Source organism: Priestia flexa, from assembly GCF_021441905.1.
Lineage (GTDB): Bacteria > Bacillota > Bacilli > Bacillales > Bacillaceae_H > Priestia > Priestia flexa.
Map to the genome: position 1 here is coordinate 1349537 of NZ_CP090431.1, position 24938 is coordinate 1374474.

A 24938-nucleotide genomic window follows, 5' to 3' on the forward strand; every position below is an offset into this window, starting at 1 on the left:
TTGCACACATTGTGTTACTATTCTTGCTCAAATCTTCAGACGAAAGTTGTTAACTTGTCAATCCTTACCGAACAAAAATAATTCTTCTTAAGAATAACAGAAACAGTTCAGTATTGCAAGTAAAGTAAAAAATAGATGCGTCCGTTTATTATTTTTGGCTCATTCTTCCCATTTTTTACTGCTGATTTTCTCAATAATCCCGTGCAAATCCCCAGGCTTATGAAACTCAATTGGAGACGCGCCTTTTTCAAACAAAATCGATTCTGCTTCAATTAACGCCACGTAGCGTCCGTTCACTTTCGCTAAGTGAATATTTTCCCCGAAATCCGCTAACAGTCCTTTAATCTCCGTTTCGCCAAGCTTCATTTTAAGCTCGGCATCAGGCGTATGCTCGACGATATGAGCAGCAGCTTCCATAACTTGATGGGTATCCAAACGTTCTTGAAGCTCATGCTTTTCACTTGTTGCCCACAGTTCCATGTCCGACTCAAACTGTTCAAGTTCTACGCTTTCTGCTTCAAACGTTTCGCTGACGTGTTCACGCACCATATCCATCACTTGTGTTTTCATAATCTCAGGCATCGGCTCGTTGTAGTCAATAAATTTCAAGAAGTCTTCAAAGTAACGAGCGTGAGACGCTTGGTGGATGACAAGTTCGCTTTCTTCGACCATGCCTTCTTCAGGCATGTATGGGTATTGAATAGATAAGCCTTAGAGCCACAAGGGATTGATGCGTTAAGGTTTTAAATGGTCACTACTTTGGTCACATTTCAATGATTTTATCTAATTCATCTGAAACAGTTTTCTGCATGTTGGGCAAAACATGGCTATAGGTGTTAAGTGTCGTTCCAATTTCAGCATGTCCCAATCTTTCGGATATTAGCTTTACGTTTACATTCTGTTGAATAAGCATCGTAGCGTGAGTGTGTCTTAAATCATGGAAACGTATTTTGGGTAAGTCTATTTTCTCCGTTAGATTATAAAACTCCTTACGAAAGTTTCTCGGTATCATTGGCTTTCCACTTTGCGTACAGATAACTAAATCAGAATCATTGTAGTCTTGACCAAGCAAGAGTTTTTCGGCTAGCACACGTTTTCGGTGAGTTTTTAACTCTGAAATCAATTTGTTAGAAATATGAATAGACCGAACACTAGAATCATTTTTCGCTCCGTACTTAATTTCGGCATCTTGAGTTAAAGTTTGTCGAATATAAATGATTTGTGCTTCCATATCAATGTCTTTCCACCGTAGCCCCATAATTTCGCCTTGACGCATACCAGTGAGAAGAGCGATTAGAAATCCAATGTAACAGCGGGTTAAACGCTTTGTTTTTTTCGATTCGTTAATGAAATAATTAACTTGCTCTAATGACCATATTTTCATTTCTTTTTTTCGTATCTTTGGCAAGGTAATACCGCTTGCTGGATTATCGCTTACAAGCTTTAGGATTTTTGCTTTTTTCAATGATGCGCTAACAATACGGTAAATCAGATGAACGGTATGTTCTGAATACGTATTTTGACTAACCAATTCATTTATGAACTTTTGAATGTGAAGAGGGGTCATCTGTTGAACTTTAAAATGACCTAGTTTGGGTTTTATCACATTTTGATAGTAGATAGAATGAATTTCAAAGGTTGTCTTTTGTAAATGGTTCTTTCGTTCATCTAACCATTCATTCATATAACTTGCGTATGTCATTGTGTTTAAATCAAGAAAATCATTGGTTAAAATCTCCGCTTTTAACTTAGTCATGGCATCCGTGGCATGACGTTTGGAAGCAAACCCTCTTCTTTTAATTTGTTTGCGTTTTCCAGTAGAAGGATTTATTCCAGCGTTAAAAACAAAATCCCATTTTCCAGTTTGTTTATTCTTCGTTATACTTCCTTTCACAGTAAGAACAGCCTCCTTAAAAGTTTGCTCTTTTGGCTGTGAAGGTTTCCTGATTCTATTTTACTATAAAAAGATAAATTTATGTTGAAATTTAAAAGTTTAAGTTAAGGGTAAGAGAGGATGTTTCTTAAACAAGGAAGAATATGTACTTTGGGAGGTCTAATCGTTGAAAATAAGGGATGGCAGAGAAGTTAGGAAGATGAAAAATTAATATAACTGAATGAAAGGGAGTATTCTTTTTGTATACTACAATGGATTTATCAGAGATACTTCTGTATCTAGATTTAATAAAAAGAAAGGGAAAACAGCCTTCAATACATCAACTTAACATGATAATGTATCATATGGACACTTACAACCAAATTAAAGCATTCTACAGTAAGATAAAAGAACATGAGTTTCGACCACCTTTTGCTTTTTACCTTAAGACTTTAATTCATTTCATTGAGGATTATGAAGAATGTATAAGTTTAAAGAATAAAATCCTAGCGACTCAAAGGAATAACAGACGTCCATTTATTAAACTGTTTACACATCAAATATTGCTGTGTAAATCAGAAGAAGAAGCACTTAGTATATTACAGGAAGCAAGGAATTATGGACTTAACCTTGATGAGAAGTTTTGGGTTTCAAAGTTTGACTCACTGGAAGACATAAAAAAGAAGCAAGAAAAATGGAAATATGAAATGGAGAACTCTGATGCTTACGATAACTTTTCTAATATATACGAAGCATTTGTTACGATGAAGTCTAGTTATTTTAAAGACTTATCAGAGGAGCATTTAAAGAGCATAATAGTAGAGCAGCAATCACAGGAAAGAAATGTTGTAACGAGACAAATAAATACCTTTATGAGAAAAACATATATAAAAGAATATGCTAAAAAGATAGCGCAAGGGATTTGTCAACTGTGTGATAAAGAAGCTCCATTTATAGATAGGCAAGGGAATCCGTTTTTAGAAGTTCATCATATAAACTACTTATCTAAAGGTGGGGAAGATGAAATAGATAACGTAGTGGCACTATGTCCAAATTGTCATCGGAGAATTCATATGTTAGAGGATGAAGAAGACTTTAAAAAAATCTTAAGAAGAACTTCTGTTATCTAAATTAATATGATTGGTACGGGGGGGTGATTTTCACAAATTATCGCCCTTTTATTACGAGAACCCTCCATAGTGGGTTGACCCACACAATACTAAAAAGCCTCCATACGATAAGGGTATTATTACAACTCTTCCCCATATTAGAACTAATAAAATATTGCTTTTATTACCCTTAGTTTTAAAAAGCTTCTTCACCATATAATTTTATAATCAAGAAAAACATAGTTACAAGGCCATTATCTTAGTAATGCTTACGTTAAGGCTATAATTTTTAGAAATTAAATAGATAACATATTAAGAGTCTCCTTCTATATCGTCCTTAAACTATTGGAATTAGAGGCTTTCTCATACTAGCCTGACATATATAAAATATAAAACAGCTTTGAGTATCTAATTTATATAAAGCTTTTGCGGGATAACAAATATATTGCAATAATTTTATTTAACGATTTTTAATGAATTTATTAAACAAAAGTATTGATATTAAAGCATTTATTTATTTTTGTATTTTTCTAAAAACTATTTAAATATTATTTATAAAGTAATATCATGTTGAATAAAGCAGGATGCCGTTTAATTAGGAGGTGATTTCAAACTATGTTTATTGCATACTCAGATGCCTCAGTAAGGGATGGAGAAACTTCGCTAGGTTTCTTTATTGTTTTCGAGGATAAAAGTGAAATAAGGAGAAGGATAGTCGTACGTGAACGTGATAATAATGCTGCTGAAGCTATGGCATTATCTGAATTGCTTGCTTTCCTCAAATATTACAATCTAAAGAAAGGCACTATACTTTTTGATTCGAAGGGAGTAAAAAGTCAACTAAAAAAAGGGAGTAGAAATAATAAGGTTAAAAAAAGAGGTAGAAGAAACAATAGCAGGTATTTGCCAAAGGGCGTATATAAAGTCCTTGAAAAATTACAGATTCGAACCCAACTAATAAGCCGAACACGTAATGTTGCTCATAAGGTATGTTGTAGAAAAGAATTTATTCTATCCACCCCCATTTCTCAAGTTAATCGCAAATACTATCAGGTATTAGGGACATATAAAGATTATTTCATGCAACAATCAGTTTTAGATGAGTATAGAAAAATACATAATAACCCTTCCGCTACATTTCACGAAGCACAGATAGATTTAAATAAGGAAATCTGGCTAGCCGACCTTGTTGAGGATACAGAGATGACAAAGGTTTATGAGATTCGTGATAAAAGAATAAAAGTTGTCCAAGATACTGTGGTAAAAGTATGCAAAGTTAATTACGAGGAATTGGTAACCATTGGAGAGTGTTGAAAAGCCAAAGAGGGTACTCGATTGTTAATTTAATAGCAAAGTTGGATGTTACCATTGCTAAAATATATTAGTTATAAATCCTTCATAAAATACTTTTATGTTAGTAGGGTGGAAGCTATGAATAAAAGGCAAAAAAAGAAGATATATTCATCGGAAGAACTTATTAGATTTCTTCAACAATTTCATTTAAAAAACAACCGTGTACCTAATACAAGGGAACTTGATAGTACTTTTGGCTACCCTAGTGCAGGAGTTTTCAGAAGGGCTTTTGGTAGTCTTAAAAAAGCATTTGATGAAGCGAAAATCGATGTTGGTAGCCAATTTAGGCTTTATTACTCAGAATCAGATTTAATTAACTATCTAATAAAGTACGTAAGTGAGTTTAAAGAATTACCAACTGTACGAGATATGGATAATGCAGAGGAATATCCAAGTGCTACAGCTTTTCGCTTGAAATTTGGTTCTCTAAGAAAAGCACTAGAAGCTGCTAATTTGCACATTCCAGAAAATTACAGAAAAAACTATAGTGAAGATGAACTTTTACACTCATTACAAAAATATATTAAAGAGTTTGGGAATATTCCAACTGTAGAACAAATGGATAAGACAGTTGGTTACCCTAGTGCATCAACTTTTAGATATAGATTTGGTTCTCTTCGTAAAGCGCTTATTAAATTAGATATAAATTTACCAGACAGTTATTATGTTTCTTACAAACGTGAGGAATTGTTGGAACTTCTTAGAGAATATTACCACAACTTTGGCTATCCAACATCAAAAGGTTTAGATGAGAATAAATACTATCCTTCAAGTAGAACTTATTTAAGACGTTTTGGTACATTTAGAAAAGCACTCATTGCAGCAGGTATGCAAGTACCAGAGTATACCTTTAATATTTTTACAAACAAAGAATTAATTAACCTTCTAAAAAGATATAGTAAGGAATATGGTTTACCTACATACGATGGTATTACACAAACGAAAGGTTACCCATCTGCATCGGTCTATGTTTCAAGATTCGGTAGTTGGCAGGAAACCTTAATCAAAGCAGGATTTGATTTACTAGAAGATAGGTTGCGAAGATTTAACAAGATTACTCTTAGCGATGATGAAATTTTGGAACACTTGAGATATCATACTTCGTTAAAACTTATTCAAAAAGGTAGAAAAGGATTGCACTTTCGCTCTTTACTAGTTCATCATGAAATAGATGAAATAAAGGACCTACCAGTGACACAGGTATTATTTAGAAGGTTTGGTGGGGTAAAAGAAGCGTATAAACGATTAGGGATGGATTATGATGTAATCAATAAAAAATTGGCTAAACAATATATGATTAGTCAGTTTGAAAAATTGGCTAAATATATTGCAAGAACACCAAGGTTGCCAGATTTAATTGAATATGATTGGTATACAGGGATTTCATTAATTGCCTGGCAAAATCATTTTGGAGGAATAAATGACATTCAAATCGAATGTGGTTTTGAGCCTATATATTCAAGGGTATTCCGTACCAGGGAAAAATTATTAAGTGACCTCCATTGGGTTAAAGAACAACTTGGTGGACAAACTCCCACTAAAGATGACCTTTTACAGTATAGAGAAAACATAGCACATCCTACAACCTATATAAATGAGTTTGGTAGTTACTTAAATGCTTTAAAGCTTGCAGGACTCGAACCAGCTAGGTATAAATATACAGAAAAAGGGACCTTATATCGCTCTAAATATGAATATAGGTTCTATACCATGCTTGAAAATAAGGGTATTGATTATTCCATTGGTTACTATAGAGATTATATTCCTGAGCTTAAAGGTAGACTATTTACGTTTGATGCAGTTATTTGGATAAAAAATAGGAGGTATTTTGTTGAGTTGTTTTGTGTGATTAACAATCTTGGTAATTACGATAAAAAAACAAAGTTTAAGATAGATATTTGTAATAAGTATGACATTCCTTTAATTGAGTTTTATCCCAAGGAATTTGTATTGAATAATAGTGAAGAGAAACTGTACAAGTTACTTTTCAAAAAATAGCATTATTAAGTTAATGCGTTACTATTATTAAATCAAATATCTAAGTTGGCAATAATTAAGCACTGTAACCTACAACAACACGGCGTAAAATACTCCGACACGAGACAGATTTTCTGTGCATCTCATCCACTAAAAAGACCTTAACAATAAGCATTTTTAAAGTAAGTCTCGAAACGCTTAAAACTATTCTTTTTTAAAGTCTACTTATCGCAATAAACATCATCAATAATAGTTAAATCAATAAAATAGTTTATGACTATGGAAATAAACGTATTTTATTGAAGACGGAGCATCGAAGGTTACTCTTGTTTTGCGCTTTAATAGATTGTAGTTAAGTATCTATATCCCTATTACTAATCTTATAAGGGGTTATTTTAGCAATAGGTTGCTTGTCGGCAGCTAAATCAAACCTAAGTCAACACAATTCAAACTTTTGTAGCTCAAAGTATTGAGAAGAAATCCCCCAAAAAAGCAGAGTTCATTCTGGAATACAAGGAAAAATTCCTCAAAAAAAGGGGAGTTGTTCTAGAGTTTTGTCGCAAACTCCTTTGAAAAAGGGGAAAAGACGGGTTACAAAATAGAAGACAAATTATAAAATAGAGGATTAATACCTAAAGTAGAATATATGATAGCCCCCCCGCATAGGCGGAGGCTTCGAACTAGTGAATTCTATTTTTTCTTGAGGGGTAGAGTTCATAGATAAGCAAATTGAATTTTTTAGTTGTGCTATGAAAAAAATTCTTTGCCACTCACCACAATTTCTTATCAAAACATTTGTAATCCCCTAGTGAATCTGCTTAAATTTAATCCTATGAGATGGGTATTGACATCTTGTAGCATCTATGATATTATTAACTTATATTAAAATAAATGTACTCGCATTGTTGTTCAAACAACATAGTGTTATTTTGCGACTTGGTTCTATTGCAGAACTAATGACTTAGGCACAGAAGAGTCTATTAATCCATTAATTTGGGTTGGTAGCTTTTCTGTGCCTTTTTGCGTTGATGTTTTTTAGTAACGAAGCTAGGTTAACAGAAGGGAAATGAAGATGAACAAGACTTACTATTGCTATTCAAAACAACTTAAGGATTTTTTAAAAATGAACAATTTAAGATATTCCACAACTGGGAAACACAAGGGTGGAAACATCTATTGGTGCTTTAAGCGTGGTGAAAAATTAGACATTGCTTTAGGTAAATGGAATGAACTCAAAACATTAATAAATAAGTGAATCAAAATAAATTGCTGAAAGCGAAAAAGGCTTCTTCATACTAAGTCAACGAAGAAGATAAAAAAATCTAAGTGAAAGAAGGAGAATTACGGTGATTAAATACGTCGAAGTTAATAATGATTTTATTTGGAATATTGAAGAGTACTGCTACAAGGAGCAGTTCATTACGGTTCTATTAAGAACCTTGAGCATAAACCCTATGGGGTCAGCTAGAATAGGAGTTAACAGTTTGCTACAGATGCTTTCATTAAGTGATGATAAGAAGAATAAAGCATCTTTAAAAGAAACCCTTGTGGAAATGGAAAAGAAGGGGATGATTTTTATCTTTAAAGATTTCAGTAAGATAAATCAAATTCAAGCAGGGGATATGAAGTATGCCAATGATTACTTTATTGAGGTATCTCATGTTTCTCATGCTAAAACCATTTTCGGTAAAAATGATGAAGGCAAAGCCAAGAACAACTTTACTAAGATTTCGTTTGATGTGATGATGAAGCTTGTTGCAATGAATGAGCGCAATAAGTCAATTGCATTCTCAGTCTATTTTAATATTGTGCATTGGATTTGGGAAGGTGTTTCAAATTGGAGGGTATCAAACCCTACAATTAAAAAGCTCGTAGAAGCTACTGGGTTAGATAAGAAGACAATTACTAAGTATGTGAAAGTGCTTATGGAATATGAGTTAATTTACTTTGAGACTATCAGGGAAGAATATGATAAAGAAAAGAACTATTACTGTAAGTGGGAGGATAAAGATTCATTTAAAGAACACGTTAAGGCTCTTCAAAATTATTATAAAGAGAAAGGTGGAAAATAAGATGAAATATTATTATATTATGGGACAAAAAGAGTTGCGTAGTGATAGAAAAGGGAATAAGGTTTTTAATCCTATAACAGGAATGTACGCTCAGGGAAATAGTGTTGGTGAAATGCTTTACAATGCTGGGAAAGCAATTCCTAAATTTATGGATGATTTTAATTCAATTCAATGGACTGAGCTTGACGAAGGATATGTACAAGAAGTATTGAAAAGGGGAATAAAGTTTGCAGATGGAACAATATAAAAATATAATAAGAATATAATTATACAAGTAATTACAACTAATATTAAAGGAAGAGATGGAATGCCCTAGTTTCTCCTTTAACATTGATAGAGTTACAAAATTCCAGAACAATATTCAAGGTGTACCTTTATAAGAATTAAAAGAGAGGTAAGTATCCTAAGAAATATTAACAGTTAAATATACAGAATAATTAAAAAATAAAGTTATTTCATTTATTTATCATCTAAAGCAGTCACAGAAGCTAATAAGGAATGTAGAAATGATAATTGTATACCTTAGTTACCTTAATTTAAAGCTATTGTTTACATTTCAATTATATAAAAGGGGTCCTTAATAAACCTCTTCTTTTATATTGTGTGTTATAGATGGACAGCACATGGTAATTAAAAGTTGATTTTTAGCAAGTGTTGAAAGAAAATTAAAGTATTCTTTACAACAATATGGATATTTTACATTATTTTCAAGTTTGAATAAAGGAGGATTAAAAATGTTTAAGGATGAACTGTTCTTATCACCAAAATATACGTTAGAAGGTTACAAAGAATTACTTACGAACTTAACTGTTAATAGCAATAACAGTGATTGGCACACTGCAATAGAAATATTTAGAGATAGGATAGATGGAAGGTTTCTGAGAGTTACAAAGAAATTATTAAAAGAGTGTGAGGGAGATGAAAGCCTTAGTACAGCATTTAGTATAATGGCTTTAAATTGTTTATTGATTGAAACTCTCCAACAATTTTATACAGGTTCTGATGCAACTTCTCGCCCAAATGAAGAAGCTTTTGTAAATTTCTTAATGAATAGTCCATATTTTAATGAGTCTACTAAAAAATATCAAAAAGTTTATAAAAGAAACTTGGTAATGGATTTAATAAAAAGTATGCAAAGGAATTTTATAAAAATGTAAGGTGTGGGTTATTGCATCAAGCCCAAACGAAGAAAAATGCTGTGATATCCTATTATACTCCTCATATGGTAGATACCGAAACTCATGACGGTTGGGTATTGTATGATGTAAAAAAGATTACTGAATCATTAGAAAAAGAGTTTATGAGGTATGTTGAACGCTTAAAGGACCCAGTTCAAAAAGAATTAAGAAAAAAATTTTGCAAAAAATGGAGATTTATTATAGAAAAGGGACAAGGTTTAAAGTAAGTGTACATCAAGAGTAGTAGGAAATTAATAATTGGGTAAAAAAGAGAGATTCTATGTGTCAAAGAAGTATGAATACTCTACTATTGTTTAAATCTTGTAAAAAAAGAAGAATATATAGAGATTATTGATTATTTTATATAGGAGGTAGATTACATGACTTTATTTAATAAAATTAAGGTTGATAGTACAAATTTTAAAACACCTCAAGAAATGTATCAAGATAATAGAAAGAAAACTATTAATGGTCCCCTAGATTATCAAAGTAAAATGATAGATGCTTATATGAAAAAAGGCTTTCATGCTAATGCTAAAGATGTGGCATTGGAGTTGCCAACTGGTGCTGGTAAAACTTTAATTGGACTGCTGATAGGGGAGTTTAGGAGGCGTAAATTAAAGGAAAAGGTTGTATTTGTATGTCCTAATAATCAATTGGTAAATCAGGTAGTGGATAAAGCAAATAATACATATGGAATAAAAGCATATAGTTTTACAAAACGAATAAAAGATTATAGTCAAATATCCAAATCGGCATATAACAGGGCAGAGGCAATAGCCGTTACTAATTATAGTAGTTTATTTATTCAAGACCCTTTTTTTAGTGATGCGGACGTTATTATTTTTGATGACGCACATGGAGCAGAAAACTATATTGCTAGTCATTGGTCGTTGGAAATTCATCGAGAAGAACATAAGGAGTTATTTGAGACCTTAGTCGAATGTATTAGAAGTGATTTGGAGTATACACAATTGTCATATCTGAAAAATAATGAGGAAACTACTTCTACAATCAGTTGGATTGATAAATTTCCAAATATAAAATTTTACAACAAGAGAGAAGAGATAATAGATATTATTGAAGCAAGAGCAACTAAAGAAAATAAGTTAATATATGCTTGGAATAATATAAAAGAGCATTTGAATTCATGCAATCTATATTTAAGTAGTGGAAAATTATTAATTAGACCTTTAATTCCCCCAACAATGACACATGAGCCTTTTAGACAAGCAAAACAACGGATTTATATGTCTGCAACTTTGGGAGAAAGCGGTGAATTAGAAAGGACAATTGGGGTAAGCAACATAACTAGACTTCCTATTGTAGATGAATGGAAGCAGAAAAGTATAGGCAGAAGATATTTTGTCTTTCCTGATGCTTCTTTTAAACCTGAAGAATCTAAAGAGTTATTCATTGAAATGAATAAAAAGCTAGCTCGGTCTCTGTTATTAGTCCAAGATAATAAAAATGTTAAAATGTATTCCGAATTTGTTAAAAAGAATATGGATTCTAATATCTTTACAATTGATAAAATGGAACAGGACGTTGCTTCTTTTGTTAATAACGAAGATGCTATTGCTATTTTAGCAAATAGGTATGATGGTATAGATATGGAAGGAGATAAATGTCATTTACTATTCATTAATCAATTACCTAATGGAACAGGGTTACAAGAAAAATTTTTAAGTTCCAGGCTCGCTGCTTCAGTATTGTTTGAAGAACGAATTAGAACAAAACTAATTCAAGCAATTGGAAGATGCACACGTTCAAGTACAGATTATGCAGTTGTTTGTATTATGGGAGAAGATTTATTAAAAGCTTTAACTGCAAGAAAAAAGATTGAAAAATTCCCACCAGAAATACGTGCAGAACTCGAGTTTGGCTATACTTATTCAGAGGGATTAAAGAGTTTTGAAAATATATTATTATCAATGGATGCTTTAATTAATAAAACTGATGATTGGGATATGGCTGAGGAACAAATTTTGGCTCTTAGGGAAAGTTATATTGTTGAAGAAACATCTGATAAACATGTAAGCAACGAGTTATTGAATGAATGTGCCAAATTTGAAGTTAAGTTTCAATATGCTATTTGGAAAGAAGATTACGAAAATGCTTTAAGTAATGTAGACCAAATTATTAGCAAACTTAACGGGAAAGCTTTGATAGGCTATAAATCTTTTTGGAATTATGTTGGAGGATATATTGCTTATTTGATAAGTCAAAACGGCAATGAGAGTTATTATAATATTACGAAAGATTACTTAAGTAAAGCAGCTATTAATTCTTTTAACGTTAGCTGGTTCAAGAAAATAATTCCTATTAAAGAAGAAGCTAAAGAAAAAGCTGTGAATTTTGGATTAATGGATGTTGTCGAACGGATAGAAGGTGAAATCTATAAGGACGGCGTAAAGAGTACAGTTAAGTTTGAAAAGAGAGCAAGGGAAATACTTACTCTACTTAAAAGTGAAGATGGAAATAAGTTTGAAAACGGTCATAAAGAGTTGGGGAAGTTACTCGGTTATATCGTTGGTAACTCTGACGAACATACTAGTCCAGACCCATGGTGGATAATAAATAGTGATTATTGTCTAGTTTCAGAAGACAAGATTTATACTGGAGACAACAAAAAGATTTTAACAAAACATGTACGACAAGCTTTAACTCATGAAAAGTGGATTAGGGATAATGTTCAGATGTTAAATAGAGAAGCCACAATCGAAACAGTATTCATTACAACAACAAAAGATTATGAAGAAAATGTAGATTTATACGGTGAAAATATTTATTTGGTATTACAAGAAGATTTTATAGACTGGGCGCAAACAGCTATCGAGACTTATAGAAAATTACGCAGAAGTTTCTCAGAACCAGGAGACATGCTTTGGAGGTTAGGCGCTATAAAAATACTAGAGGACGATAAAATGACGCCAGCAGATTTTTTGAATTTCATTAGACAATTTAAACTAAAGGACCTAAATAAATAATATTAGTGTTTCTTTAAATTAATTTACTTTTAAGAATTACTTACCTTACTAGGAAAGTGTGGACTTGAAAATAAGGGACCTAAAATAAGGGACCTAAATGGAGAAAAGCAATTGAAATGTTAAAAGAATTTCTGCAAGAATAACATGGAGAGACAAGGCGTAGAAAAGTCATCTAACCAACTAAGATGGCTTTTCTTATGCATATATTCTCATTCGTGAAATTCACCGCTATTTCATGGATAAGATTTAATCTGAAGGCATTTCTAACCATACAGGAACCACTTACATCTACATACAAATGTCTTGTAAGTTTTCGATACGATGCAATAAATGTGTCTATTTTTGTGTAGTAAATTGGTAAATTCAATAGTTATAAACAGAATGTTTACGAAACGACTTACCGATAAGTCTTAAGGTAAGCAACCTGTACAATATTTGCTCCATTCTTCTGCATATGAGCGTTATAGGTAGTAGGCATAGACATTAATAACAAAAATTTTATGAAAGTAGCTTTTAAAAAGGGCTGCTCTTTTTGTTCCATAATAGTATAATTTTCCTAAAGAGAGTTCAAATATGTGGGTTATTTGTGGACATTTTACTAGTGAGTTGTGCTAGAAAGTAAGGTAGTAGTTTATATTTTATTTAAGGAATGAGTGCAATGAATACATGGATATTTCAAGGCAATCCAAAAGTTTTTGATGTTGATAATTACATTAAAAATCACAAATATATTTGGTGGTCGTTAAGGCAAGAGCATTTTTTGCATAAAATTGAATTAGATGACCAAGTCTTTTTATGGAGGTCAGATGGAGATAAGAAAGGCACTGGTGGAATACTAGCTCAAGCTAGAGTAGTAAGTTTACCTCAGGAAAGAGCAGATGATGAAAATGCGAAAAATTATTGGCATACCGATGAATGGGGAAATCCATATTTAGCTATAAAGTTGGAAGTTCTACAGGTACGGTTGGAGGATGGATTTATAAGTAGATTATCCCTTCTTGAACATCCTGTTTTAAAGGAGTTACTTATCCTGAGACTTAGACAGCAAACAAATTATCTATTATCACCAGAACATGCAACTGAACTCCAAGATTTATGGAGTGCTAATAACCATTCAACTTTGTTAAGAAGCCATTCATGGGAGGTTGTAAGTGAGAAAATCGCGATAAAGGACCTCGATAAATCCACATTTCTTCATCATGGGACTGGTATCCCAAAAGAAGTTAGAAGATTTTTTAGTGCTGCAGATATGAAAAGAGGAGAAAGAAGAGAAATCGTACTTGAATATGAACAAAGGGTTTATCATGCACGTTTAGAAATGGATAAGCATCCCTCTCCACGAAGCAGAGTGCTTTGGAAAGCAGATTTTTCAGAGAAAATAAGAAATCAATTTCCAAATGCTTATTCTCATTTCGCAGACAAAGGTGACCAATCGTTAAGTGAAGTTACAAAACTTAGGTTTGAAAAAGTAGGCAGCAGTTTAAATACATATTTAGTCGAATTTCTAAGTTCTATTGATAGCAAAGTCTTAATTGAAGATATAGAGTCAGAAGAAATTGAGTTATATGAACCTAGAGCGGAAGGCACTCTTGTCACTTATTATGGAAGAAGGTATGAACGTGACCCTATTAATCGAAAGCGTGCTATTGAATTCCATGGTTTGTCCTGTAAGGTATGTGGTTTTAATTTTGAAGAGGTTTATGGGGAGCGTGGGAAAGATTTTATAGAGGTACATCATGTAAAGCCGCTTAGTACATTAGAAAGAGAAATAGTTATTGACCCTGAGCGAGACCTTGTTCCTGTTTGTGCTAATTGTCATAGAATGATACACAGGAGGAAAGATGATATCTTGACAGTAGATGAATTGAGAGCATTGTTAACTCATCATTAATGGGCATGCATATAACGATTTCTTCTGGTAATTTGAACAAATGGTAAATATGTTGATGGAGGAGAACAACTGCTTATATCATAAGTAAGAAAAGAAACTACTCTGACTTACAAACTAGCATCCGTTAATTTTCAATATGATTAAAATAATGGAAATATACTATTTATTTTACGTTAAATATATATTATAATATTTAGGAATAGTTGCCTATAATTCCTTGCAAATGAATTTGTTGGATTAAATCCAACGGGAAGTATAACCTCCTATAGGACAACGTTATGGCATTATCGCCATTCGTATGGCACGCGAATAGCACCCGTATGATATGCATAATTACGTCATATCGATGACTAAACGCAAGGGGGAAAATGGCTATAAACAGCCAGTTATGAAGAGTAGAAATCTTATTTAGACAGATTTTAACCTTTAAAATTCCTAGTAAGTATATGCAAGGGGGAGGCGTAAGCCTTAATACTTATAGGAGGTAAAGTTAAATGCGTAAGATTAAACTTAAAGCTATTCAGTTAAAATCTTGGGTTTCGGAAAATATAAGAGGAGAGGATGGGAAAATTAGCTTTGTCAAGACGTTCTTTTTCTCGGCGAGCTGGTTTGGCACTAGCCCATTTATCGTTTTCTTACTTAAAGTGATTATGCAGGTCCTTAATGGTCTTTATATCGCTATTCCTTATGTCACCCACTTCATTGAAGGTCTAATTTCTGCTCTTTCTTATTCTTTAAATAAGAAGGAGTTTTTTTATGAATTTTAATAATAGTAGATTATACGCTTTATCCAATAAGAAAGTATTAGCAGATATATTGGGCATAGATAAAAAGAGACTAAAAAATGTTATACAAGAGTTTGTACCATATAGATTGCCTCCAGAACTTTCCACTGTAAATGGTAAGCAAAGGAACTTATATAATCCGAATGATGAACATAAAAGAGCTTTAAGAAAACTGGTGAGGTTATTAATGCAATTAGAAATACCCCCATATGTGTATGGAGGTATTAAAGAGAAAAGTCATATACAAAATGCGTCCATTCACAAAAAGGGAAAATATCTTATGCTAATAGATATTCAAAATTTTTTCCCTTCGACCTCAGATTCTTATGTGTATGATTTATTTAAAAATAAATTTGGGATGGCAAATGACATAGCAAAAATATTAACAAATTTTGTTACTGTTCCATGTGAAAATAGTGACGGGAGATATTTACCGCAGGGATATCCAACAAGTCCGATATTAAGCTATTTATCATATTTAGATATGTATGAAGAATTATTATATTTAGCAGTAGAGAACGGAATGAAATTTAGTTGTTATTATGATGATTTGACATTTTCTTCTGATATATTTATTTCTAAGTCTTTGAAGAGGAAATGTTCTCAAATAATAGGAAAATATCATTTTAAAATTCATCCTACCAAATCGAAATTAATAATGAAAAAAGGAGTAGAAGTGACAGGTATATTTCTAAATGATTTAGGAGAAATAAAAGTTCCTAAAAAGTTATTAAAAAAATTACAGAGTTCATATGAGAAAGTGAAAGAAATGGGTGAAAATCCAAGTACCTATATTAAAAGTGATTTTGTAGATGAATTAAATAGATTACAGGGGTTAATAGCAGCAGTTAAGAGTATAGAAGTTAATAGAAAAGTTGACCTGTATTTAAATGAATTAAAATATATTCGTAAAAAATATGATGTTCCATATAGAAAAAGTTCAATACACAAACATTTCAAGACAGAGAGTGCCAAGTTTATCATGTGATTTTTTGATTAAGATGTATACATAGCAATGTATATCGTTTTTTACTTTCTAAAAAAACAGACTTATGTACAAATTCATAAGTCGGCAAACCACATGCGTATAGACCTCCTTTAATATATATCAAAGGAGGTCTATATACATTAGGAACTCTTTCTCTTCATATTTTGGGACAAATATTGACACATTACCAACTTGTTTGCTAACTAATAACACTGTGGTTTTATTGTTTGTTACAGACAAATTGTATATAGAATAATAAGTTATAAGGACAGGTTTTAACACCTTCTCTTCTCTTATAATATTTATATAAAACGATATGGTATAATACTCCTAAATAACCGTAAAAATACAGGTCATCTATTTAAAGTAATCAGTTCAGACTTCGTTTAAGAAAATTGTAAATTGGATGGGAGAGCATGCTTTGACGAGTTATCTAATTCAATATATAGACCCAAAAGATAATGGAGATGAAGAAGACCCACTTTTCTCAGAGTATACTTATGGAGATAAAGGGAACAGAGGAAACACTTTAAAAACTCAAGTTTTAAAAGGCGACTTTCTTTTTTTTAACAGAAGTATAGAAGATAAGGTCTGTATCACTGCATTTTACGAAGTGGTAGAGGTTTTGGAAATTCAAAAAGCAAAAATGAATAATTCAATTATGAGGAATTATAGAAATCCTCACTTGTTAAGGAATAACGTCCAGGAGAATGAAGTAATTGTTTTTGGAAACCCAGATAAATCAATGATATTAGATACTCCTCTGGAGGTTAACAGGGCATTACTAGAGGAATTATCGATTGAATTAAAGCCATCTCCAAATCAAACAGAAAAAGCAGCCATTTCATCAAGATTAAAAAATTATGGGAGGTTTATTCCGCTAGACGATTCACAAGTAAACATATTACTCGAGAAAGTGAATCCACTGTATACTGCCAGTTTTCTAAAACTTCAGAGAACCTTAGGAACAACAATTGTCTTAGATAAAACTGAAAAAGATTCGGTTGTTAAATCACGTATAGGACAGTCAATTTTTAAAAGGACTCTTTTAGCTGTAGAAAAGAAATGTAGGTTATGTGGTGTATCAGACGAACGATTATTAGTTGCAAGTCATATTAAGCCATGGAGTCATTCTACTCATAAAGAGCGGCTTGATGTTGATAATGGATTGCTACTATGTCCAAATCATGATGCTTTATTTGATAAAGGACATATTAGTTTTGACAAAGATGGGTTGATTTTAATTTCGAGTAGTCTGGATAAGTATTCTAAGCTTTTCCTTAATATCAATGAAACTATGAATATTAGAATGAATGAAAGCCAGCAGCAGTATATGAAATGGCATAGAGAAAATAAATTTAAATAGTTAGTAGTGTATGTAATCAACAAGTACTATAAAGGAATGAGTGCAATGAACACATGGATATTTCAAGGCAATAAAAAAATTATTTAATTTCAAACTCAAACAGGTTTGAAAAATATTCTAAAGGTAGGTTTACATGAAAAAGACGAATGTTACTGGAAAGAATTCAAATGAAACGAAAGTAGATTCAATTAATCTAATAACAACTGAACAGAAGGAAAATGACACAACTAAGTTATCAAATTCACTGTTTCCTTTGCAAAAGCTAAACCATTCACCAATAGAGACAACTAAGTTATCAGATTCACTGTTTCCTTTGCAAAAGCTAAACTATTCACCGATAGAGACAACTAAGTTATCAGATTCACTGTTTCCTTTACAAAAGCTAAACTATTCACCGATAGAGACAACTAAGTTATCAGATTCACTGTTTCCTTTACAAAAGCTAAACCATTCACCGATAGAGACAACTAAGTTATCAGATTCACTGTTTCCTTTACAAAAGCTAAACCATTCACCAATAGAGACAACTAAGTTATCAGATTCACTGTTTCCTTTGCAAAAGCTAAACCATTCACCGATAGAGACAACTAAGTTATCAGATTCACTGTTTCCTTTGCAAAAGCTAAACTATTCACCGATAGAGACAACTAAGTTATCAGATTCACTGTTTCCTTTACAAAAGCTAAACCATTCACCGATAGAGACAACTAAGTTATCAGATTCACTGTTTCCTTTACAAAAGCTAAACCATTCACCAATAGAGACAACTAAGTTATCAGATTCACTGTTTCCTTTACAAAAGCTAAACCATTCACATATAAGTACGATAATTTCTTTACAAGCATCTTTGATTAAATTGCCGAAGACTTACCGCATAGAGGAAAATAAAGTTATTATAGACGGTAAAAAGAATAAAAGAGCAATTGTTAAAAATACTGTTAACAAAGATAGTGTACCATTGGATTCATTAGCTTCAACATTATCTCCAATAGATATTATAAATGATTTAACTGCAGATGAGATATTTTCATTTTATAATCATTTAATTAAATATCCTTTGCTTGGACTGAACCATGATGTTGGTAGAAAAATTTTCAATGAAATTTCTGACCAAAAATTAATTACAGTATCTAATATAAAATTGTTTAGAGCAAGGGAAAGAAACAGTGAGGAAAGAGAAATGCCGTTTAATGAATTAGAAATGTTTGAAGCTCCCTATGGCATTGCTGGGCATGGTAGATTTAATGTAAAAGGACAGGGGGAACTCTATACTTGTGAAAATAAAGATGTAGCATTAAAAGAAATAGGTGCTATTAATCAAGTAAACAAAAAATATGAGATAGCTGAGTGGAAACTGATTCAAGAAGTTAGATTATTAGATTTAACTAATAAGGATTCAGAATTGGTAAAGTTTTGCCTGTTTAAAAAAATTAGTCATAATGCTCAAGAATATATATTACCTAACTTTTTGGCACAATGTGCAAAATATCATAATATAAATGGAATTAAAGTTAGTAGTACAATAGATGAAAGATATAATAACTATATTTTTTTGATTTTGAAAATAGATGGTTTAAGCTTTTAGAATTAAGATACGATATAAGAGGAATTTGATTATGCTATTCCGAGGCGTTGATTTATTAAGATAAAAAAGTTTTTTAAAAATAAATTGAGAGAAAGTAATTTGTAATATTACTAGGTGTACAGAAAATAATGAAGAAACCTCTATTGAATTACTAAAAAGATTTTTTTTGAAAAGGGAAAAGTATCCAAATAATTTGGATGCTTTTCTTTTTTCTTATACCATTCTTTTTAAGGTTTGAAGCATAGTTATTCACATTAGTTTTCTTTAAAATAACCGATTACGGATATATGATGTATCTATTTTTAAATGTTTTAAATATTCCATATGTTTTTTATGTAGTTATAACTGGTTTAGTAGTCTAGCTCCGCTAACTATATTAGTTATTTGTAGAAGGTATTTGAAGGTTTTTTAAAAAAATACCAATAAAGCTAATCCTGTTTAATATAAAATAAGCATTTAAATGCCTTTTTTATACTAGCTGCTAGAATTGTTTGACAATTCTAGCAGCTAGATGATATATTGTGAAAAAATATTAATTTAAGGAGAAATTCATATGAATATAACATTAAACAAAGCTTTATCCACCTTATCATCTAGCGCATTATTTGATGCAAGTAAAGAGAAAAGAGAAATCAACATTAGGCAACTTTGTGAGGATATTGAAGAGAAGAAGATTGTTATTCCTGTTTTTCAAACATATATTAGATGGACCAATCAAAAAGTAGCAGAATTATTTAATTATCAATTACATGGAGCAGCACCGATTTCACCCATTTCAGTAAATCTTATTACAAAACCTGAAAAGGTCGTTGAACAAATGAACTTCATTACACGTGAAGTTTTAAATGATGAGGAAGTGAAGAATAAAATGTCAGTGGCTGATGGACAGCAAAGGCTCTCAGCCAATTATAAAGCATTTGTTAATCACGAAGATATCAGCAATGTGGTGCTTGATATCAAGAAAGGGAAGTTTATAGTACTAAATGAAGGCGATAAATTAGCAGTCCATCATATTCCTACAGGTATTTTATATAATAAGGATACAGTTGTATTTAAAGAATATATCAAAAATAATAGATTTTTAAAGCAAGAGGAAGTGAAAGATGTATTAGAAGATGTTCGAAGAAAACATTTCACATATACATATGTCGTTAACGTAGCTACTGATTTAAATAAAGAAGACCAACGGAAATGGTTTGAAGTATTAAATTTAGAGGGGAGTCGCGTAACGGAAAATATGGTTTACTTATCTGAAATGCTCATAAAGGGTTTGGATTTTTATACTAATTATGTGTTTCCGTTCGTAGAAAAGTTAGAGAATTTTGGACTTGAATACCTTTTCCCAAGAAAGTCAGCTGAAGTATCTATTCCATTAGCAACATTAAGTACCTCGTACTATAAACATACAGGTTTACCTAAGACAAGCAATTCAAGCCCTATACCTTCCGATGCTAAGCCTAAACCTATTGGTAGATTAGAAGTTGCTGAGATTAAAAGAATTATCGATGAAACTTTAGAAGCTATGGACAACGTTTTATTATTTATTCGTAAGAATGCAATGTTAATTCCAAAGATTGAACGTATAGATATTATTACTTATCTAATTGGACTATTTGTTGAATTTGATATTACTAGTGAAGTTGATGGTGAACAAAGAGCATATATACTTCAATGGTGTCAAAACATTAGTTTTGTAAATAATTCAAATTCAGAGAGGCGAGAAAAATTTGAACGCTTGATTGATAACTATAAGAAGCTATAAAGGCTAAGACAGAACATAAAATCAATTTCCATGTTCTATCTTAATTTAATGAAGAAAATGAAGTGTATTTATAAGAGGCGGCTGCGTCAATATTCTTTAGAGAAGGCAACCTTTAATAACAACCTTAAGAGCATAAGTTTTGCGTTCACACAGTGGTCACCGATGGTCACAGAACCCTAATTTTTCACTCTAAAAGCGATTCTATGATTAGCTCAGCTGAAATCATAGACGGCATCAAAGTTGACGGTACAGAAGAGCTTATGTTTAGAAGGTAAGCTGAAACTTAATGAATTATGGATTAAAAAAGACAGGGAGTTTGTTTGCACCTGTCTTTTTTTGTTTGAAAGTTGAAATTTCAAATTAAAGGAAACCTTTATTCGCAGCTTTAAGAGCATGTTTTTGGTCACTAAATTGGTCACTACAACCAGCTGTAAAGTCTTTTGTAGCAAGAGTTTTTCAGTAAAGTAATTGGTCACACTTTTTGTCATTAACAGTGTCTTTTATTTATTCTTCCCATTTCTTACTGCTGATCTTTTCAATAATTCCATGCAAATCCCCAGGCTTATGAAACTCAATTGGAGACGCGCCTTTTTCAAACAAAATCGATTCTGCTTCAATTAACGCCACATAGCGTCCGTTCACTTTCGCTAAGTGAATATTTTCCCCGAAATCCGCTAACAGTCCTTTAATCTCCGTTTCGCCAAGCTTCATTTTAAGCTCGGCATCAGGCGTATGCTCGACGATATGAGCAGCAGCTTCCATAACTTGATGGGTATCCAAACGTTCTTGAAGCTCACGCTTTTCACTTGTTGCCCACAGTTCCATGTCCGACTCAAACTGTTCAAGTTCTACGCTTTCTGCTTCAAACGTTTCGCTGACGTGTTCACGCACCATATCCATCACTTGTGTTTTCATAATCTCAGGCATCGGCTCGTTGTAGTCAATAAATTTCAAGAAGTCTTCAAAGTAACGAGCGTGAGACGCTTGGTGGATGACAAGTTCACTTTCTTCGACCATGCCTTCTTCAGGCATGTATGGGTATTGAATAGACTTCATGTTCTTGGTTGTAATGGCCATTTCGACATGGCGAATGAGCGTTGATTCATCGGTGATTGAGGCAACTTTGGGCTCAAAATCACATTTTAAAATAAATACAAACGCCTGATCGAAATATTTGCGCGGTACAGCGGATATAACTAAAAAAGCACCGCCTCGTACAGCTGCGGTATCTAAATATGCGTGAATAAACTGTTCGCTATTTTCCTCAAATTCCTCCTTTGCCGTTGCAAAGCGCGTGCGATGAAATAAATTATAGTTAGGATTAGAATCTAATGCGTGCCCAGGTTCCGTGACAAAGTAACCAAGCTTTGTAGGAACTTGTTCAGCTTTTGGATGGCGTTCAACCTTACGTTTAACAATTTTTTTAAACTCACCGTCTAAGAAGTCTTTAATTGAGCTTTCTTCGTATTCTTCTGTATTCAGCGTTTGAAAATGCTTGTAGCGTTTGTCTGCTTGCTCGTCTTTACCATCTACTTGGATGACGTAAAAAGATAAGAAATTAATTTTAAAGTCCATAGATTCACCTTGTTTCATTAAGAGTTCATCATTTCAGTATAGTAGAAAAAAGAAAAAAGCGTCAATGATAAATAAAGTATCGAAAGGGTTGAAAAATCTAAACTTTCTAAAATTTACAAAAAATAGTATAATAGATAACGAGAGTCTAGTAAAACAAAGGAGGGAATTGTATGACTGTAGAATTACATACGAATGAAGCACCTACTCGGCTGAGGAGTCGACTTTCAAAAGTAGGTCCGGGATTGATTACGGCTGCAACGGGTGTAGGAGCAGGGGATTTAGTAGCCGCATTAGTAGCGGGGGCGACGCTTGGGATGACGTTCGCATGGGCTATTGTAGTAGGGGCCATTTTAAAGTACTACTTAAATGAAGGCGTAGGAAGATGGCAATTGTCAACTGGACAAACTATTTTAGAAGGCTGGAATTCAATGGGGAAATGGGCTACCAGCTATTTTGGAGTGTATTCAGTCCTTTGGGGGTTTGTATTTGGAGCTGCTGTTTCATCATCATGTGCCTTAGCCATGCATGCGTTATTTCCTCAGCTCCCGCTTTGGGCTTGGGCTATTATTCATGCACTTATTGGTTTTTTATTAGTTTGGAATGGGAGATATGCATTGGTTGAAAAGCTAATGACTGTTTTTGTTGGCATCATGTTTGTTACGGTTGTAGGCACTGCCATATTACTATCTCCAAATTTAACAGCACTTGCTGGAGGCATGGTACCAAAAGTACCTGAAGGATCGCTGATGAACGCTCTAGCTTTAATTGGAGGAGTAGGTGGTTCTATTACAATGGCTTCTTACGGATATTGGATTCGTGAAAAAGGCTGGAACCATCGTTCGTGGATTTCAATTATGCGCCTTGATTCAGCTGTTGCTTATATTGTAACCGCTATCTTTACGCTGTCTCTTCTCGTAGTAGGAGCGGAGTTTTTATTTGGGACAGGCATAACGTTGAGTGGTGAACAAGGTCTTATTCAGTTATCGAGTATGCTAGGCGAGCGCTTTAATGAACCGATGCGCTGGCTGTTTTTAATCGGTTTTTGGGCAGCTTCCTTTACGTCATTGTTAGGGGTATGGAACGGTGTACCATATCTATTTGCTGATTTTGTTCGCATTATGAAAAAAGAGGCGAAAAATCCAGGGGTCGTCGTGGAGAAAACCAAACCATACCGTGCGTATTTAATCTGGTTAACATTTCCTTCCATGCTTTTATTGTTTATTGGAAAGCCTGTTGGCCTTATTATGGCATACGGGGCGCTAGGAGCGTTATTTATGCCATTTTTAGCTCTGTCGCTACTTTGGCTTTTAAATTCAAAGCGAGTAGAAAAACAGTATCGTAATCCGTTATGGAATAACATCATGCTAGCTGTCTGTATTTTATTGTTTATTGTCTTAATGGTAAACGAACTACTTAATATTTTTTAAGCATATATAAAATAGAACAGTATAAATGAAGAGTTTCTTCATTTATACTGTTCTAACATAGCGAAAAAGGATTTAACAAACTCATAAAAAATTTGATCAGAAGGTGCTAAATTTCGGTTTCTTGGAATAATCATTCCGACTGTTCGTTTTACTTCAGGTGTGTGAATAGGAATCTTTGTTGTAAACCTGGGCGTTGTTTCAGAAACGGTGCTTTCAGGTAAAAGTGTAATTCCCATACCTGCAGAGACTAGCCCTTTAATTGCGTCTAAATCTTCACCTTCAGATGAGATATTTGGCATAAACCCAGCTTGCTTACAAGCATCTACGGCAATCTTACGAAGCACAAATCCATTTGGGAATAAAACGAAATCTTCGTTACGTAAATCGCGGAGGCGTAAATTTTCCTGTGTTGCTAAAGGATGACTTGAAGGAACAAGTGCCAGTATCTTTTCTGTAAATAAAATGTGCCCTTCAATATCTTCATCGTCTACTGGTACAGGGCCTAAAAACGCAATATTAATATCCCGCTTCTTAACGGATTCAATTAGAAATTTATAAGACCCTTGTCTTAAATGAAAAGCGACGTTTGGGTGATTCTCTTTAAACGCAGATATAATCGTAGGCAATAGATGACTTGATAGACTGGTAGGAAATCCAATTTTAATCGTTCCTCGCTCAGGATCTAAATATTCATCCACTTGTTCCTTTGCGTAATCAATTGCTTTCATGGCCGTTTCTGTATGTTCTAGAAACAGCTTTCCAATCGACGTTAACTTTACATTTCTTCCTTCTCTTTGAAATAACTCCACGCCCAGTTCATCTTCTAAGTTGGCAATTTGTCGACTGATAGCAGACTGCGCAACATGTAAATGTTCAGCTGCTTCAGATACGTGCTCACGTCTGGCAACTTCCATAAAATAGCGTAATTGTCTAAGTTCCATCGGCTTACTCCTTTTCTATATATCAAAATGAGATTGGTTTCATCTAAATTATATATTGTTTATATT

18 protein-coding genes and 1 pseudogene are annotated in these 24938 nt (G+C 32.9%); 15 read left to right on the top strand and 4 right to left on the bottom strand.

Going from position 1 to position 24938, the window contains the following annotated elements; all coding sequences use genetic code 11:
- Positions 1-159 precede the first annotated feature (159 nt).
- Positions 160-705, bottom strand: a pseudogene (locus tag LZP85_RS06870) (DUF3898 domain-containing protein); the annotation flags it as partial.
- A gap of 58 nt (positions 706-763) precedes the next feature.
- Positions 764-1894, bottom strand: a complete 1131-nt coding sequence (locus LZP85_RS06875) for a site-specific integrase (protein ID WP_234562095.1) — start codon at positions 1892-1894, stop codon at positions 764-766.
- Positions 1895-2133: 239 nt separating this feature from the next.
- On the opposite strand from LZP85_RS06875, the gene LZP85_RS06880 reads away from it, so the two are divergent.
- The 14 genes from LZP85_RS06880 to LZP85_RS06945 all read left to right on the top strand — a co-directional run bounded on the left by LZP85_RS06880 (position 2134) and on the right by LZP85_RS06945 (position 20929).
- On the top strand, positions 2134-3003 hold the full coding sequence (locus tag LZP85_RS06880) for an HNH endonuclease (RefSeq protein ID WP_234562097.1): 870 nt from the start codon (positions 2134-2136) through the stop codon (positions 3001-3003).
- A 594-nt stretch (positions 3004-3597) separates the two neighbouring features.
- Positions 3598-4296, top strand: a complete 699-nt coding sequence (locus tag LZP85_RS06885) for a ribonuclease H family protein (protein WP_234562098.1) — start codon at positions 3598-3600, stop codon at positions 4294-4296.
- A gap of 117 nt (positions 4297-4413) precedes the next feature.
- Positions 4414-6333, top strand: coding sequence for a homing endonuclease associated repeat-containing protein (locus LZP85_RS06890; RefSeq protein ID WP_234562100.1), 1920 nt, complete (start codon positions 4414-4416; stop codon positions 6331-6333).
- 1325 nt (positions 6334-7658) lie between these two features.
- The gene (locus LZP85_RS06895) at positions 7659-8384 is read left to right on the top strand and encodes a hypothetical protein (protein WP_234562102.1); all 726 of its coding nucleotides are present in this window, start codon (positions 7659-7661) and stop codon (positions 8382-8384) included.
- A 1-nt stretch (position 8385) separates the two neighbouring features.
- Positions 8386-8631 carry a hypothetical protein gene (locus tag LZP85_RS06900; protein WP_234562104.1) on the top strand — a complete coding sequence of 82 codons (246 nt, stop codon included), beginning with the start codon at positions 8386-8388 and terminating at the stop codon, positions 8629-8631.
- 487 nt (positions 8632-9118) lie between these two features.
- Complete coding sequence (locus tag LZP85_RS06905; protein ID WP_234562106.1) at positions 9119-9541, top strand: hypothetical protein; 423 nt, start codon at positions 9119-9121, stop codon at positions 9539-9541.
- A gap of 11 nt (positions 9542-9552) precedes the next feature.
- Positions 9553-9789, top strand: a complete 237-nt coding sequence (locus tag LZP85_RS06910; protein WP_234562108.1) for a hypothetical protein — start codon at positions 9553-9555, stop codon at positions 9787-9789.
- A gap of 153 nt (positions 9790-9942) precedes the next feature.
- Positions 9943-12552, top strand: a complete 2610-nt coding sequence (locus tag LZP85_RS06915) for a DEAD/DEAH box helicase family protein (RefSeq protein WP_234562110.1) — start codon at positions 9943-9945, stop codon at positions 12550-12552.
- A 658-nt stretch (positions 12553-13210) separates the two neighbouring features.
- On the top strand, positions 13211-14443 hold the full coding sequence (locus LZP85_RS06920) for an EVE domain-containing protein (protein ID WP_234562111.1): 1233 nt from the start codon (positions 13211-13213) through the stop codon (positions 14441-14443).
- Positions 14444-14937: 494 nt separating this feature from the next.
- Complete coding sequence (locus LZP85_RS06925) at positions 14938-15210, top strand: hypothetical protein (protein WP_234562113.1); 273 nt, start codon at positions 14938-14940, stop codon at positions 15208-15210.
- Positions 15200-16216 carry a reverse transcriptase family protein gene (locus tag LZP85_RS06930; protein ID WP_234562115.1) on the top strand — a complete coding sequence of 339 codons (1017 nt, stop codon included), beginning with the start codon at positions 15200-15202 and terminating at the stop codon, positions 16214-16216. The genes LZP85_RS06925 and LZP85_RS06930 overlap by 11 nt, the downstream gene beginning before the upstream one ends.
- Before the next feature lie 421 nt (positions 16217-16637).
- Positions 16638-17582 carry an HNH endonuclease gene (locus tag LZP85_RS06935; protein ID WP_234562117.1) on the top strand — a complete coding sequence of 315 codons (945 nt, stop codon included), beginning with the start codon at positions 16638-16640 and terminating at the stop codon, positions 17580-17582.
- Positions 17583-17715: 133 nt separating this feature from the next.
- Entirely contained in the window at positions 17716-19167 is a 1452-nt protein-coding gene (locus LZP85_RS06940) for an RES family NAD+ phosphorylase (RefSeq protein WP_234562119.1), read from the top strand.
- Positions 19168-19720: 553 nt separating this feature from the next.
- Positions 19721-20929 (top strand): GmrSD restriction endonuclease domain-containing protein, encoded by a 1209-nt coding sequence (locus tag LZP85_RS06945; protein WP_234562121.1) that lies wholly within the window; start codon positions 19721-19723, stop codon positions 20927-20929.
- Between the two features lie 504 nt (positions 20930-21433).
- On the opposite strand, the gene LZP85_RS06950 is transcribed toward LZP85_RS06945, so the two are convergent.
- Positions 21434-22504 carry a DUF3900 domain-containing protein gene (locus LZP85_RS06950; RefSeq protein ID WP_119543057.1) on the bottom strand — a complete coding sequence of 357 codons (1071 nt, stop codon included), beginning with the start codon at positions 22502-22504 and terminating at the stop codon, positions 21434-21436.
- 170 nt (positions 22505-22674) lie between these two features.
- On the opposite strand from LZP85_RS06950, the gene LZP85_RS06955 reads away from it, so the two are divergent.
- Positions 22675-23931: an Nramp family divalent metal transporter gene (locus tag LZP85_RS06955; RefSeq protein ID WP_061786198.1), complete on the top strand. Its 1257-nt coding sequence runs from the start codon at positions 22675-22677 to the stop codon at positions 23929-23931.
- Positions 23932-23969: 38 nt separating this feature from the next.
- Here the strand turns inward: LZP85_RS06955 and LZP85_RS06960 are convergent, their stop codons facing one another.
- On the bottom strand, positions 23970-24872 hold the full coding sequence (locus LZP85_RS06960; RefSeq protein WP_025908888.1) for a glutamate biosynthesis transcriptional regulator GltC: 903 nt from the start codon (positions 24870-24872) through the stop codon (positions 23970-23972).
- Positions 24873-24938: the final 66 nt, after the last annotated feature.

What these genes read in the sequence shown, in the direction of transcription:
- LZP85_RS06885 (WP_234562098.1), top strand. Translation starts at nt 3,598, where the DNA reads ATGTTTATTGCATACTCAGATGCCTCAGTAAGGGATGGAGAAACTTCG.
- LZP85_RS06890 (WP_234562100.1), top strand. Translation starts at nt 4,414, where the DNA reads ATGAATAAAAGGCAAAAAAAGAAGATATATTCATCGGAAGAACTTATT.
- LZP85_RS06900 (WP_234562104.1), top strand. Translation starts at nt 8,386, where the DNA reads ATGAAATATTATTATATTATGGGACAAAAAGAGTTGCGTAGTGATAGA.
- LZP85_RS06905 (WP_234562106.1), top strand. Translation starts at nt 9,119, where the DNA reads ATGTTTAAGGATGAACTGTTCTTATCACCAAAATATACGTTAGAAGGT.
- LZP85_RS06915 (WP_234562110.1), top strand. Translation starts at nt 9,943, where the DNA reads ATGACTTTATTTAATAAAATTAAGGTTGATAGTACAAATTTTAAAACA.
- LZP85_RS06920 (WP_234562111.1), top strand. Translation starts at nt 13,211, where the DNA reads ATGAATACATGGATATTTCAAGGCAATCCAAAAGTTTTTGATGTTGAT.
- LZP85_RS06925 (WP_234562113.1), top strand. Translation starts at nt 14,938, where the DNA reads ATGCGTAAGATTAAACTTAAAGCTATTCAGTTAAAATCTTGGGTTTCG.
- LZP85_RS06930 (WP_234562115.1), top strand. Translation starts at nt 15,200, where the DNA reads ATGAATTTTAATAATAGTAGATTATACGCTTTATCCAATAAGAAAGTA.
- LZP85_RS06940 (WP_234562119.1), top strand. Translation starts at nt 17,716, where the DNA reads ATGAAAAAGACGAATGTTACTGGAAAGAATTCAAATGAAACGAAAGTA.
- LZP85_RS06945 (WP_234562121.1), top strand. Translation starts at nt 19,721, where the DNA reads ATGAATATAACATTAAACAAAGCTTTATCCACCTTATCATCTAGCGCA.
- LZP85_RS06950 (WP_119543057.1), bottom strand. Translation starts at nt 22,504, where the DNA reads ATGGACTTTAAAATTAATTTCTTATCTTTTTACGTCATCCAAGTAGAT.
- LZP85_RS06955 (WP_061786198.1), top strand. Translation starts at nt 22,675, where the DNA reads ATGACTGTAGAATTACATACGAATGAAGCACCTACTCGGCTGAGGAGT.
- LZP85_RS06960 (WP_025908888.1), bottom strand. Translation starts at nt 24,872, where the DNA reads ATGGAACTTAGACAATTACGCTATTTTATGGAAGTTGCCAGACGTGAG.